Origin of the sequence: Rossellomorea sp. GAMAL-10_SWC (assembly GCF_049568075.1) — a bacterium.
GTDB lineage: Bacteria > Bacillota > Bacilli > Bacillales > Bacillaceae_G > Gottfriedia.
The window spans coordinates 3,280,476-3,293,851 of record NZ_CP144911.1; the positions used below are offsets into that span (position 1 = coordinate 3,280,476).

A 13,376-nucleotide genomic window follows, 5' to 3' on the forward strand; every position below is an offset into this window, starting at 1 on the left:
CAAACTAAAACAACAAAAAAAATCCCTCAATAAATGAGGGATTGATTTTTCTTAGTTATATGTTAAACGCTCTACTGTATCGCGATCTAATCGTTTGATTACTTCTACGATTAATTTTACTGTATTTTCATAGTCATCACGATGAAGGATACCAGAGTGAGAATGAATATATCTCGTTGGAATTGTGATTGCTAATGCTGGAACACCTTTCATAGTAAGATGCATTGAACCAGCGTCAGTTCCTCCGCCAGGCATGGATTCATATTGATATGGAATTCCAATTTCATCTGCTACATTTACTACAAATTCACGTAAATCTTTATGAGACACCATTGATGCATCATATAAAACGATTTGTGGGCCTTTGCCTAATTTACCTTGTGCTTCTCTTTCAGATACACCTGGCATGTCACCTGCAACACCGACATCTAATGCAAAACCGATATCTGGCTCAATTTTATATGTAGATGTTTTTGCTCCACGAAGTCCTACTTCTTCTTGTACTGTTCCAACTCCAAATACAATATTTGGATGTGTTTGGCCTTGTAATTGTTCTAAAACGTCAATTGCAATCGCACAACCGATACGGTTATCCCATGCTTTTGCTAATAATAATTTTTCATTTTTCATCGTTTGGAATTCAAAATACGGAACAACTTGGTCCCCAGGACGAACCCCAAATTCTAATGCCTCTTCTTTACTTGAAGCACCGATATCAATAAACATATCCTTAATATCTACTACTTTTCTTCTTGCTTCTGCACTCATGATATGAGGTGGTTTCGAACCAATAATACCTGTAATATTACCTTCTTTTGTTGAAATGGTAACACGCTGTGCAAGCATTACTTGTGACCACCAGCCACCAATTGTTTGAAAACGTAAAAATCCTTTGTCATCAATTTGTGTAACCATAAATCCAACTTCATCAAGATGTCCAGCAACTTCAATTCTTGGACCATTTGGGTCTCCGGTTTTAACTGCTATTAAGCTTCCTAAATTATCAGTTACAACCTCGTCAGCAAGTGGTGTAATATATTTTCTCATTACTTCACGTGGTTCATGTTCAAATCCAGCTACGCCGTTTGCATCCGTTAATTCTTTTAACATTTGTAACTTTGCATCTAAAGTAGACAAACTCATCCATCCTTTTTTAAATTAAGATTATGTACATATAACATTATACAATTCGGGATTCCTTTTGACAAAATTTTTAGATAGTTCTTCAGCCCTCGTATTAAAACATATAAATTTTATATTAATTTTCTCTAAATTATTTGTGGGGTATAATAATGAAGCCTATAAATTATTACTAGTTTTTTAAATTAACGATCTGGAGATTAATATGATAACAACTTCCGCTTTATATAAAGAAGCATTTTCCTTTATATCACAATGCTATAAGGAACTCGATAAATCCGAACAAATAGAAAAACGATTAAAAAGTATCGAAGCTGAAATTCGTGATACTGGTGTCTACACTCATACTTATGAGGAACTAGAGCACGGTGCAAAAATGGCGTGGCGCAATAGTAACCGCTGTATCGGTAGACTTTTTTGGGATAAGCTTCATGTTTTAGATGCTCGCCATATTAACGATGATAAAAGTATAGAGCACGAAATATTGCATCATATAAGCTATGCTACAAATTCAGGTAAGATTCTACCTACAATTACAATTTTCAAACCAAATCTAGGAACAAATAATACTCTTAAAATCCATAATCACCAGTTGATCCGATATGCTGGCTACGAAACAGAAAATGGAATAATTGGAGACCCAAAATCGATTGAGTTTACAAAGGAATGTGAGAATCTTGGTTGGAAAGGAAATGGTACTAATTTCGATATTTTGCCCATTGTTTATTCTTTAGACAATCATGAACCAAATTATTTTACGATCCCTAATAAAATCGTACTCGAAGTACCGATCGAGCATCCTGATTATGACTTTTCCCCTCTAAATACTAAATGGTATGCTGTTCCGATGATATCAGATATGACTCTAGAGATTGGTGGTATATCTTATAGTGCTGCCCCATTTAATGGATGGTATATGGGAACTGAAATCGGTGCTCGAAATTTTGCTGATGAATTTCGTTTCAATCTGTTGCCTAAAGTAGCAAAAATTATCGGTCAAGATACGAAAAGAAACAGTACACTTTGGAAAGATCGTGCGCTAGTTGAATTAAATATTGCCGTTTTATATTCATATAAAAAAAATGGTGTTAGTATTGTTGATCACCATTCTGCCGCACAGCAATTTCTTCAATTTGAAAAACAAGAAGAATCATGTGGCCGAGAGTTAACAGGTAATTGGAAGTGGCTAATTCCGCCTATGTCACCTGCTACAACTCATGTCTTTCATAAACGATACGATGATACAACGCTTAAGCCAAATTTCTTTCCAAGATAATCATTGTAAATAGTTATAACCTTAATGAACTGACACATTTGTAGTTAATTCATTAAGGTTTTTTCTATTATTTGATACAATATTAAGTATCAACATAATCTTCTAAAAATTATTAAAGGAGTAATTCAATGATTTTATTTCAAAATGACAATATTACAGTATTTCAAAGTGCATTATTTCAAACAAACTCAACCGTTGTAGCAACCGACGATTGTATCATTATTGTCGATCCCACTTGGTTACCTCATGAAATAAATGAGATAAAGGAATTTGTTGAATCAATTAAAAATGAACGACCAATTTATTTATACTTTACACATGGAGATTTTGATCACATTATAGGTTATTATGCATTTCCTAATGCTAAGACTATTGGAAGCGAAAATTTACATAACCATCCTGAAAAAGATATTAAACTTTCAAAAATCCGTCAATTTTACAATGATAATTATATTAATCATGCCCGACCAATACAATTTCCAAAAATTGATTTAATGATTAGTGAAGATGGTCAGGAAATTAAAATCGGACAGACAACATTAAGATTTTATCATTCTCCTGGACATACGAAAGATGGTTTATTTCTTTATATTGAAAATTTAGGAATATGGGTTACAGGTGATTATTTATCTGATTTTGAACTGCCGATTGTATTTGATAGTGTAAAAAGCTATTACAATACTTTAGATAAGGCAGAAGAACTAATTAATAAGTTTGAATTATCATTGTTAGTTCCAGGCCACGGTCAAGTTTCATCAAATAAAGAAGAGATTGCTACTCGAATTGAGCTAGGTAGAAGTTACTTAAAAAGACTTCAAAAAGCTATACAGAATAATAATGAGGCAGAAATAAATTCATTAGAAAAAGAGTTTTCATTTCCTTCTGGTTTCACAAAATATTGTCATGAATCAAACGTTAATAACATGAAAAAAGAATTTAGTTTCGTTTAAGAAATCTATTCAAATAAAGAAAACTTGCCGATTAGCAAGCCTTAAGGCGAAGACAGAGGTTTAGTTGCACTTATACTTTATTCCTAAAATTGGATACCACGTCGAGTTAACTTTCTCGTTGCCAATTTATACTTTAAAGTGAAAAAAAATCCTTAACAAATGTTAAGGATTTTTTAAACGAATTATTTTAAGTTAGCTTTTGCAGCGTTTGCTAATTCAGCAAATGCTTTTTCGTCAGCAACAGCTAGGTCAGCTAACATTTTACGGTTAACTTCGATACCTGCTAATTTTAATCCGTGCATTAAACGGCTGTAAGAAAGTCCGTTCATACGAGCAGCCGCGTTGATACGAGTGATCCATAATTTACGGAAATCACGTTTCTTTTGACGACGGTCACGGTAAGCATACATTAATGATTTCATAACTTGTTGGTTTGCAACTTTGAATAATGTATGTTTAGAACCGTAATAACCTTTTGCTAATTTAATAACCTTTTTACGACGAGCGCGTGTAACTGTACCGCCTTTAACTCTTGGCATATTGTTTCCCTCCTAGATATCTATCTAATACGTTTATCGTTCTTATTTCATGTTTGTAAGCATAAAGCGGATACGTTTGAAATCGCCTTTGCTTACTAATGAAGCTTTACGTAATTTACGTTTTGCTTTTGTAGATTTGTTAGCGAATAAGTGGCTTGTGTATGCACGACCACGTTTTAATTTACCTGATCCAGTCTTTTTAAAACGTTTTGCTGAACCACGGTGAGTTTTCATTTTAGGCATATCGTGTTTCCTCCTCAAATAAATTACTTTTCGTTTTTAGGTGCTAAGACTAAGAACATACTACGACCGTCCATTTTTGGATGTGACTCAACAGTTGCAACTTCTGCACAAGCAGTTGAGAAACGATCAAGTACTCGTTGTCCAATTTCCTTATGCGTAATAGCGCGTCCTTTGAATCGAATAGACGCTTTAACTTTATCGCCTTTTTCTAAGAACTTAATTGCATTACGAAGCTTTGTGTTAAAGTCATGTTCATCAATTGTAGGACTTAAACGAACTTCTTTCATGCTAATAATTTTTTGGTTTTTACGGCTCTCTTTGTCTTTCTTTTGTTGCTCGAAACGGAATTTTCCGTAGTCCATAATTCGACATACAGGTGGTTTTGCCGTTGGTGCTACCATCACTAGATCAAGATTAACATTCGAAGCTAACTCAAGAGCCTCTTGTTTTGTCTTGATTCCAAGTTGATCTCCGTTAGGACCAATTAATCGAACTTCACGAGCACGAATTCCATCGTTTACCATCATGTCTTTGCTAATAGTAAAACACCTCCAAGGTATTGTAAGAATGATCTTAATTTGTATCGTTGAAGCAATCATAACCCAACAAAAAAGTGTGGGTATATAAATACACCCACACTGACAGTATCAAAGTAATAAATGATTCTGTTACCTGATAACAGCCTTGTAGCGTCATCCAGGTGAGAAGCGGGTGCTTCTTCTTCAACAAATAAGTATTCTTTTCTTTCGTTACTATAACATAGCGACATGATGTTGTCAATATTCGTATGCTTTGTTCGCAACGAAATTTATTATATCAAAGAAACTTATTTATGACAATGCTTTTTTAAATTATAAAATTTCATTTCAATTTTTCCTGTGAAAACTCTTGTAATGTATGTATTAGGACTCGTTCTTGAAAGATATTTTGAAGTGTAATGATTAATGAAATATCGACTGATGAAGTGTATAAATGAATTCTTTTAGGTGCAATTGCCGTTAAGGGCAAAATTAATTCGTTATCAATATACTCTCTATTTTCCACTTGTTTTCCATATTCTTTTAGTACATCTTTAGTAAGTGGTAAAAATAGATGATCATATACGCTAAATTTTCCGTCAAACACTATATGCACTTGAGGAATAAGCGCATCCGTTTTAAGTACCTGCTGTCTTAGATTCTCAATAAGATTCTGGTATTCGTTTTCTAATTTGTACTCATCTATTGCAATTTCACAAACATAAGCTAACTGCTTATAATATTCCTTCAAACGAAATGTAATAAAAGAATCTAAGCTAAAATTTACTCCATCTTTTAAGTACTCAGAAAGTGCATATGAAACTAAATTCTTACTTCGTCTAATTTTTTTCTGGTTTGGTATGCTTCTTCTAGTTCCTCTTAATAATGATTGTGCGATCGGTATGATTTGACTTTGCTCGTCTTCCTCATAGAAAAAAGATGTATGTAAAATGGATTGAATCCACTTATCTTCTTTTTGAAGTAAAATAAATTGTACTAGTGTCGGAACTAAAATACTTTTTATTAAATCTTCAGTGTTTTGAGGAAATGTGATTAAAATTGTATTGATTTTGTGTCTTCTTAAAATGTATGGTCTCGATTGCTTTTTTAAGCGTTTTTGTAATCGTTCGTAGACATAAGCTGCGTCAATGGGTTCATTGAAAAAAATTTCAATCACCCTGTTCCCCCCTTTCTAGCACCACCTAGTCCTATATATATTAAAGAAATAATTAAAAAATGACGCAAAATCACTTAGTAATTTGTGATTTTACGCCATTTTTTGATTTTTTTATGAATGTCTTAAATTTGAACCAGAAATTTTAACTGGTTTGGCTAAAAACTTAACACGATCTACAATACGTGCTGCTTTAACCCTTTCTTCTTCTCCACGTTGAGAATATGTTAAGTGATGCTCTAATTGATTTAAATCAGCATTAGATGTAAAGAAGGTAGGCAATTTTTCTAGCATGCGGTATTGCAGAATTGTACCTAATATTTCATCTCTTGCCCAACTAGACATTTGCTCTGCGCCAATATCATCTAACATAAGAACTTCCACTTTTTTTACAGCTTCAATTTTTTCCTCTAATGTGCCATCACTAATAGAGCTTTTTAGTTCTCGTAAAAATTCAGGTAAATATACGAGCATTGAAGTTATTTCTTCCTCTGCTAGTTCATTTGCTATAGCACCAAGAATAAACGTTTTTCCAACCCCAAACGGACCATGTAAATATAAACCTTGAGCCATTTTTCCTTTTTCATAATTCATAATAAACTGTCTAGCAGCAGAAATTGCTTCAAAACGGCCAGGGTCTTCTAAAGACAAGTTTGACATAGAAGCTTGAAGAACATCCTTTGGTAAGTACATGCATTTTATCAATGACTCATGTTTTTTGCGTTTATCGTTTTTCACACCATTTGGACAACGATCATATTGAACATCAATTCGTTTTCCTTGAATAATCAAATGAGGATGATAACCATGCACCATATTTTTACACTCATTAAAAGATGGGCAATCTTCACAATTTACACTTTGTCCAATGTACTCATATAGCTTAACTAGGCTACTATCAATCATTTGATCTGTAATTTCATTTTTATGCTCAGCTAAAAATGAAATTATTTTTGGGTGACTACGGACTTCTTGTCGCATTTTTTGAAATGTGTCCTGGAATTGTTTATTTTTCATTAATGCACTAAATGCGTTTTGAATAGGTTCCATTAGCGTCCTCCCATTTAACGTTTCTTTTTATTTTTAAACATTTCTAGTTCTTTTTCTAATCGTTTTCGTTCTTCATCTATCGAAGAATCATTTTGGTTATTGATTGTTACCGGTGCAGTCTGTGAATCATTCGACTCACTCGATTGAAGCCAGTCAGGTACAATCTCAGTTCGAATTGATTTATTTCGTCTATTACTTGAGCGAGTTTTAGCAGCAGTTGCACTCTGTTTAGTTTCTTCAAACTCTTTACGGGCAAGATCCATAGCCTGTTTAACGGTTGTTACTCCTTTTCTCGCCCAATGACTTGCTATCTTAATTACGTAATTTCTAGAAAGCTTTTTATCTAAACGAATCATGACATAGTCAATTAACACATTTGCGACTCCAGGTAGAAGCTTTTGATCAATCATAATCTCTTCAATAATTTTCAAATCAGCTTCACTTGGTTCAGCTCCACCCGATATCTCCTTAAGATACCTGCGAGGAGAAATTGTTTCGAAGCAATGAATTAATTTTTCTTCTTGGGTTGATGGTTGCTCATTGCCCATTTGTCTATGCTGAATGGGTTGAACCTTTTCCACAATCGTAGGCAGAGCTTCATGATGTTGGAATTGATACCAGTCTCTTGCTTCAAGTCGAAGCGTCTCAATGTTGATTTTATTATCTTCATTTAATGAGCGCATAACAATCGTTTTCATTTGAATTGGATTTATTCCATATAAAAATGCAAGTTTTAAAATCGTTTCCTTTACTTCTGTAGTAAATGCTCTTTTTGGAACAAAGGAATCAGAAAGTCCATCCAAAAATAACGCATAGTCAAACTCTTCCATTTTGACAGATATTTTAATTGGCTGATTGTCTTGTAAAATTCTACGATCATTTGACGTAGAAAGATCATTACTTTGCTGAATTTCATTTAATTGCTCAACTGTTATTGCTTGGAATACCGAATCAAATGAACGTGAAATCTCACGAAACCCTTCTTTCGAAAATGCCTGTCTACTAAAAAAGGTTTTAGTTCGTTGATATTGTGTTTTTCCAATTGTTTTAAACAGAAAGATATTTAGGATAGGGTCTTCGAAAAAAGAATGAGGATCTAACGGAGATTGAAGCTCATATAGAAGCTTTTTTGTACTATTTTCAAATCCTTCATAAACTTTAAGTAAGCCGATTCCTTCAAGGATTAATCTTTGTTCATAAATTGATTTTAAATTACTTTTCATTCCAAGCATTAAAGAATGATGTGTTAACGTATTAGGATTAAGGTCCGTTTGTTCACATTCACTCCATAGCGTCATATATAAACTTAAAGCTTGACTACCAATTATTGGTTGATACAACATCGTCAATACTTGCCTATGAAAATTATGTAAATACCCAGCTGCCATTACAGTATAAGGATCCGCAGGTAGAACATCCATCCAGTGTTGCTTATCAATAGACATTCAAACATTCCTTTCTTGTATTAAAAGAGCGAAGTATTATTCGTCTTTACCTCGCTCTTTGTTAATTAAATCTTTTAATTCATCAATGAATACATTAATATCTTTAAATTGACGATAAACTGACGCAAATCGTACGTATGCAACTTCATCTACTTTAGATAAATGCTCCATGACCATTTCACCTAGAACTTCACTCGGAACTTCTGATGTGCCACTATTTTTCAGTTCTTTTTCAATGCTATGAATAATATCTTCTAGCTGAGATAAAGAGACAGGGCGTTTTTCACACGCTTTGATCAGTCCCCTTAACATCTTATCTTTACTAAATTCCTCACGAGCTCCCTCTTTTTTTACAACTAAAATAGGATTATCTTCAACTCGCTCAAAAGTTGTAAAACGATGCTGACATTCTTCACATTCACGTCTTCTTCTAATTGAACGACCTTCATCTACTGGTCTACTATCAAGTACTCTTGTCCCATTAAAGTTACACGTTGGACATCTCATCGTTATAGTTCAACTCCAAACACTTAATTGTTTAAACGTATTATTATAACTCTATACTATAACAAATTCAAAATAAACTAAAGTTTATTTCTTAAAAGCCACAAAGCCTATTTTTCATGATCAATGAAATTTCATTATTTTATGTTAATGGAAATATTTTTCACTATGTAAAGCTAGTTCATTCTCCAGAAGGCTATTAAAAGCTAGATTGTTTAGACAATATAATCTGCTAACCTTGAAGAAGCATTAAGTTAATCTATTTTTCGGGTATGGTAATTTAGCAAAAACAAAAAAGAGAGATGAAAAATCACCTCTCTCAATTCTTTTTAGTTACCATTTACAACTTTTACATTATCAACTTGAATGGGACCCATTCCTCTTGGTAACTCAACGTTTTCGCGAGTATCAGCTTCTAAAGCTTCAGCGATAAAGTTTGCAGCTACATTCGGATCAATTCTATCACCGCAAGTGTAAACATCGATACTTGCATAACCATGCTCAGGAAAACTGTGAATAGTTAAGTGTGATTCTGAAATGATTACGACACCACTAACGCCATGAGGAGCGAACTTGTGAAAAGCAACTTCACGAACTTCTGCACCAGAGCGTAACGCAGCATCAACAAAAGTTTCCTCAATAAATTTCATATCATTTAATTTTTCTGTATTACAACCCCATAATTCTGAAATGACGTGACGACCCATAGTATCCATATTCATTTCCCCCTTAAAATAATTTGTCATGACTTCTATTGCGAAAGTATGATCAACTACCACGGGGGAAAGTTAGTCCAAAGAGGTCCTAACCCTTTAAGTAATTAGTTATACTTTTAGAAGTTCACGAAAGTTAGTATACTTTTTTTAAATTTGAATTGCAAGATAAATTTTATTTTTTTGTTATTTACTGAATTAATTGTGAAGAAAATAAGTCTAAAAGTGCGATAAATACATGTATAGCAAGGAAACAGAGCGTACATGCTTTTTAGGGGATAGATCGCTATCTGGTATTGTATAGTGAGACTTTTGTAATGGAAATCAACGTTCTTCTTTATTAGATATTAAGTCGCGTATTACATCTCAGTATAGTCATAAATTCACATTTCTCATTAATGTGTTATACAACTTCAAAAAGACTAACCAGATAAACTAGTTAGCCTTTTGTATTCGTTTACAATTTTTTATAAGTACAATATTTTAATTAAACAGTTTCAAGCTTTTTTATTTTAGATGCAACGATTGACACTAAGTCAACTACACGTCTTGAGTAGCCCCACTCATTATCATACCAAGCTAATACTTTAACTTTTGTACCATCGATTACCATTGTAGAAAGAGAATCGATAATTGCAGAGTGTGTATTTGTATTAAAATCAATTGATACTAATGGTTCGTTACAATATTCGATAATTCCGTGCATTGAACCTTTCGAAGCCGTTTCAAATACTTCATTAATTTCTTCAACAGTTACTTCTCTCTTTAAGTCAACAACTAAGTCAACAAGTGATACGTTTGGAGTAGGAACACGTAAAGCCATACCATGTAACTTACCATTTAAATGTGGAAGTACTTTAGATAATGCTTTTGCTGCACCTGTAGTTGTTGGAATAATTGATTGACTGCAAGCACGTGCACGACGTAAATCTTTATGTGGATTATCAATATTTTTTTGATCATTTGTAAATGAGTGAACAGTTGTCATTAATCCATTAACAATTCCAAATTGCTCATCTAATACTTTTACAACTGGCGCTAAACAGTTAGTTGTACAAGATGCGTTTGAAATAATGTGATGATTTTCTAGGTCTAATTTATCATCATTTACGCCAATTACTACTGTGATATCTTCATTTTTACCAGGTGCTGTTAAAATTACTTTTTGAGCTCCAGCAGTAATGTGCATTTTTGCTTTTTCAGCATCATTAAATTTTCCTGTTGCTTCAATAACTATATCAACATTAAGCTCGTTCCATGGAAGTAACTCAGGATTTCTTTCACTAATTAATTCCACACGCTTACCATCAACGATTAAATGATCTGCATTTGCAATTACTTCACCATCAAACTTGCCATGAACTGTATCATATTTAATTAAGTGCGCTAAAGTTTCAGAAGGATAACTTGCATTAATTGCAACGATATTATAATCTCCATTTTTAATTGCTTGACGGAAAACCATGCGTCCAATTCGACCAAATCCATTTATTGCTACATTTACCATAAGTAAACCCCCAATTAAGTTATACTGTTTATTATATCCCTGCAATTAGTATAACACATAAGTTGGATTTTGGTTAAACTATTTACATTATTTTACGAAATAATTTTATTTAATAGGTCTTTAACCTGTCTTTTTGTATCCTCAAAGTCACCATTGTTATCTATTACATAGTCAGCTCGTGCTGCTTTTTCTTTAACTGGTAATTGAGACGCAATACGTAAAAGGGCATCCTCTTTCGATAAACCATTACGATTCATCAAACGCTTTAGTTGATTTTCTTCCGACACTGTCACTACAATTACTTTTTCCACTAATTCAATTGAGTTACCCTCATATAAAAGAGGGATATCTAAAATAACCAGTGGTTCACCTTCTTTTATGTATCGATCAGCTTGTTCTTTCATTTCACGTCTTACTTCTGGATGTACTATTTCATTAAGTTGTAAGCGCTTTTCTTTATTATTAAAAATAATACTTCCGAGAATTGGTCGATTAATTTCACCAGAATTTAAAAGAACCTCACTTCCGAAAGCCTCAACAATTTTTTTATATGCAGGTTGTCCAATTTCAACCACTTTTTTTGCAATTACGTCTGCATCAACAATTGGAACATTTAATTCCTTTAAGAAATTGGAAACCGTACTTTTTCCACTTGCAATGCTACCAGTTAGTCCAAAAATTTTACCCATCTTTTATTCTCCTTACACTAGATAAAGAGGACCAAATGGAATAAATCCATTCGGATACACTCTTTCATTATTTTTATTACATCTTCATTAATCCAATTAATATTAAAAAAACACCTGGTAAAAAGGTTAACTTTTGAAGCCACAATGTTTTCGATAACACATTTCCTAATTTCATACCAAATAATAAGAATAAAGCACTTGCAGTAGATGTTACGATTGCCGTCAATAGCGGAGAAAATCCAAGTAACGATGCACCTATACCAGCCCCAAAGGCATCAAGTGAAAGTGCAAACCCAAGTAACATCGCTTCCAATCCATTAATACTACCTGAACGATCTATGTCTGCAGTTGTAGGCTTCTTTAAAATTTTTACGACAACACCTAGAATTTCAAATTCCCAGTCAATCCCTTTATCTTCTATCTCATTCTTTTCTTCTATATTTGATCCTTTATTTGATCGGTAAAATTGAAAAAGTACCCATAATCCTATACATACAAGTACAAATCCTCCGATTCTTTTTGCTATTATCGGTGAAAAAAAGTCTGTAATTGCATGCCCAATCCCCATGGATGTCATTAATATGATCCCTGAACAAGCTGCAATTGTAATGATTGATTTTAAAGGAATTTTTACTTTTCGAAGTCCATAAGTAAACCCAACACTGCAACTATCTAAGCTTAGTGCGCATGCTAGTAGTATTAATGATAGCATATTTACCATAAAAATAGGCCCCTCTCATTCGTACTCTTGATATAGTATGAAAGAAAGGAACCTTATGTTAATTTTTTTTAGGCTGACAGACCGGGCAAAAAGAAGTACCTCTGCCGCCAACTTTTATTTTTTCTATTGGTTGGCCGCAATTATGACATTCTAAACCCTTTCTGCCATATACTTTAATAATATCTTGAAAAGTTCCTATTTGACCTTGTGAATTTACATAAGAACGAATTGTGCTTCCACCTAAATCCACAGCCTCTTGTAAAGTTGCTGTAATGGATTCGGCAAGTATTTTTATTTGTTTAGGCTTTAATGATGATGCAGGTGTTTCCGGATGAATCTTAGCCCTAAATAAAACCTCATCAACATAAATATTACCTAAACCGACTACTAATTCCTGATCTAATAAAACGACTTTAATTTTTCGGTTTGTATTTTCAAGCTTTTTTCTTAAATAATCAGCAGTAAATTCATCGGAAAATGGCTCTGGACCTAATTTAGCAAGTGGTGGTCCTTCATTCTCCTCACCTTTAATAAATAAATGCATTGTACCAAATTTACGAACATCTTGATACCTAAGTTCTGTTCCATCTTCGAATAGGAATCGAACATGAGTATGAGGTGCTACAGGTTCTTCTGCTGGGAACACGCGAAATTTCCCTTCCATTCTTAAATGTGAAACAAGTGTAAAATCACTTAATTGAAATAGTAGAAACTTACCTCGACGATTTATATTTTCTACTGTTTGACCTTTTAGTAAAATCTGAAACTCATCTACTTCATTCGGTTTCTTTATTATTTTTCCCCATGAAACGATTACTGTTGAGATTGTTTTCCCAACGATTAAATCAAGTAAAGTTCGTCTGACCGTTTCAACTTCTGGTAATTCAGGCATACAAAGTCATCCTAT

At 33.3% G+C, this 13,376-nt stretch carries 15 protein-coding genes and 1 other annotated feature; of the genes, 2 read left to right on the forward strand and 13 right to left on the reverse strand.

The features are described from left to right. Window positions 1-51: 51 nt before the first annotated feature. Entirely contained in the window at window positions 52-1,143 is a 1,092-nt protein-coding gene (locus V5E38_RS16255) for a M42 family metallopeptidase (protein ID WP_387329082.1), read from the reverse strand. 202 nt (window positions 1,144-1,345) lie between these two features. Between V5E38_RS16255 and V5E38_RS16260 the strand changes: the two genes are divergently transcribed. Both V5E38_RS16260 and V5E38_RS16265 read left to right on the forward strand, forming a co-directional pair. Beyond that, the gene (locus V5E38_RS16260) at window positions 1,346-2,416 is read left to right on the forward strand and encodes a nitric oxide synthase oxygenase (protein ID WP_499210769.1); all 1,071 of its coding nucleotides are present in this window, start codon (window positions 1,346-1,348) and stop codon (window positions 2,414-2,416) included. Between the two features lie 128 nt (window positions 2,417-2,544). After that, window positions 2,545-3,366 (forward strand): MBL fold metallo-hydrolase, encoded by an 822-nt coding sequence (locus V5E38_RS16265; protein ID WP_499210770.1) that lies wholly within the window; start codon window positions 2,545-2,547, stop codon window positions 3,364-3,366. Between the two features lie 182 nt (window positions 3,367-3,548). On the opposite strand, the gene rplT is transcribed toward V5E38_RS16265, so the two are convergent. From rplT to mutM, 12 genes are all read right to left on the reverse strand, one after another. Further along, window positions 3,549-3,905: a 50S ribosomal protein L20 gene (gene rplT, locus V5E38_RS16270; protein WP_025568430.1), complete on the reverse strand. Its 357-nt coding sequence runs from the start codon at window positions 3,903-3,905 to the stop codon at window positions 3,549-3,551. Between the two features lie 42 nt (window positions 3,906-3,947). After that, entirely contained in the window at window positions 3,948-4,148 is a 201-nt protein-coding gene (rpmI, locus tag V5E38_RS16275) for a 50S ribosomal protein L35 (protein ID WP_025568429.1), read from the reverse strand. Window positions 4,149-4,171: 23 nt separating this feature from the next. After that, window positions 4,172-4,675 (reverse strand): translation initiation factor IF-3, encoded by a 504-nt coding sequence (infC, locus tag V5E38_RS16280; protein WP_069034593.1) that lies wholly within the window; start codon window positions 4,673-4,675, stop codon window positions 4,172-4,174. Between the two features lie 74 nt (window positions 4,676-4,749). Then, window positions 4,750-4,877, reverse strand: a sequence feature (ribosomal protein L20 leader region). Between the two features lie 132 nt (window positions 4,878-5,009). Beyond that, window positions 5,010-5,843 carry a sporulation protein YtxC gene (ytxC, locus tag V5E38_RS16285; RefSeq protein ID WP_499210771.1) on the reverse strand — a complete coding sequence of 278 codons (834 nt, stop codon included), beginning with the start codon at window positions 5,841-5,843 and terminating at the stop codon, window positions 5,010-5,012. A 111-nt stretch (window positions 5,844-5,954) separates the two neighbouring features. Continuing rightward, on the reverse strand, window positions 5,955-6,890 hold the full coding sequence (dnaI, locus tag V5E38_RS16290; protein WP_097979077.1) for a primosomal protein DnaI: 936 nt from the start codon (window positions 6,888-6,890) through the stop codon (window positions 5,955-5,957). Between the two features lie 14 nt (window positions 6,891-6,904). Then, entirely contained in the window at window positions 6,905-8,335 is a 1,431-nt protein-coding gene (locus tag V5E38_RS16295; RefSeq protein WP_499210772.1) for a replication initiation and membrane attachment family protein, read from the reverse strand. 36 nt (window positions 8,336-8,371) lie between these two features. Beyond that, window positions 8,372-8,842, reverse strand: a complete 471-nt coding sequence (gene nrdR, locus V5E38_RS16300) for a transcriptional regulator NrdR (RefSeq protein ID WP_025568424.1) — start codon at window positions 8,840-8,842, stop codon at window positions 8,372-8,374. Window positions 8,843-9,168: 326 nt separating this feature from the next. Continuing rightward, window positions 9,169-9,555, reverse strand: a complete 387-nt coding sequence (speD, locus tag V5E38_RS16305) for an adenosylmethionine decarboxylase (protein ID WP_088013420.1) — start codon at window positions 9,553-9,555, stop codon at window positions 9,169-9,171. A gap of 484 nt (window positions 9,556-10,039) precedes the next feature. Next, window positions 10,040-11,059: a glyceraldehyde-3-phosphate dehydrogenase gene (locus V5E38_RS16310; RefSeq protein ID WP_029715263.1), complete on the reverse strand. Its 1,020-nt coding sequence runs from the start codon at window positions 11,057-11,059 to the stop codon at window positions 10,040-10,042. Between the two features lie 92 nt (window positions 11,060-11,151). Beyond that, on the reverse strand, window positions 11,152-11,748 hold the full coding sequence (coaE, locus tag V5E38_RS16315; RefSeq protein ID WP_499210773.1) for a dephospho-CoA kinase: 597 nt from the start codon (window positions 11,746-11,748) through the stop codon (window positions 11,152-11,154). 76 nt (window positions 11,749-11,824) lie between these two features. Then, a complete protein-coding gene (gene ytaF, locus V5E38_RS16320) occupies window positions 11,825-12,469 on the reverse strand; it encodes a sporulation membrane protein YtaF (RefSeq protein ID WP_097979080.1) in 645 nt (214 codons plus the stop codon). A 58-nt stretch (window positions 12,470-12,527) separates the two neighbouring features. After that, window positions 12,528-13,361 (reverse strand): Fpg/Nei family DNA glycosylase, encoded by an 834-nt coding sequence (gene mutM / locus V5E38_RS16325; protein WP_499210774.1) that lies wholly within the window; start codon window positions 13,359-13,361, stop codon window positions 12,528-12,530. Window positions 13,362-13,376: the final 15 nt, after the last annotated feature.

Excerpts from the sequence above, each read along its gene's own strand:
- rpmI (WP_025568429.1), bottom strand. The coding sequence starts at position 4,148 with ATGCCTAAAATGAAAACTCACCGTGGTTCAGCAAAACGTTTTAAAAAG.
- mutM (WP_499210774.1), bottom strand. The coding sequence starts at position 13,361 with ATGCCTGAATTACCAGAAGTTGAAACGGTCAGACGAACTTTACTTGAT.
- V5E38_RS16295 (WP_499210772.1), bottom strand. The coding sequence starts at position 8,335 with ATGTCTATTGATAAGCAACACTGGATGGATGTTCTACCTGCGGATCCT.
- coaE (WP_499210773.1), bottom strand. The coding sequence starts at position 11,748 with ATGGGTAAAATTTTTGGACTAACTGGTAGCATTGCAAGTGGAAAAAGT.
- speD (WP_088013420.1), bottom strand. The coding sequence starts at position 9,555 with ATGGATACTATGGGTCGTCACGTCATTTCAGAATTATGGGGTTGTAAT.
- V5E38_RS16255 (WP_387329082.1), bottom strand. The coding sequence starts at position 1,143 with ATGAGTTTGTCTACTTTAGATGCAAAGTTACAAATGTTAAAAGAATTA.
- dnaI (WP_097979077.1), bottom strand. The coding sequence starts at position 6,890 with ATGGAACCTATTCAAAACGCATTTAGTGCATTAATGAAAAATAAACAA.
- ytaF (WP_097979080.1), bottom strand. The coding sequence starts at position 12,469 with ATGGTAAATATGCTATCATTAATACTACTAGCATGCGCACTAAGCTTA.
- V5E38_RS16265 (WP_499210770.1), top strand. The coding sequence starts at position 2,545 with ATGATTTTATTTCAAAATGACAATATTACAGTATTTCAAAGTGCATTA.
- V5E38_RS16310 (WP_029715263.1), bottom strand. The coding sequence starts at position 11,059 with ATGGTAAATGTAGCAATAAATGGATTTGGTCGAATTGGACGCATGGTT.
- V5E38_RS16260 (WP_499210769.1), top strand. The coding sequence starts at position 1,346 with ATGATAACAACTTCCGCTTTATATAAAGAAGCATTTTCCTTTATATCA.
- infC (WP_069034593.1), bottom strand. The coding sequence starts at position 4,675 with ATGATGGTAAACGATGGAATTCGTGCTCGTGAAGTTCGATTAATTGGT.
- nrdR (WP_025568424.1), bottom strand. The coding sequence starts at position 8,842 with ATGAGATGTCCAACGTGTAACTTTAATGGGACAAGAGTACTTGATAGT.
- rplT (WP_025568430.1), bottom strand. The coding sequence starts at position 3,905 with ATGCCAAGAGTTAAAGGCGGTACAGTTACACGCGCTCGTCGTAAAAAG.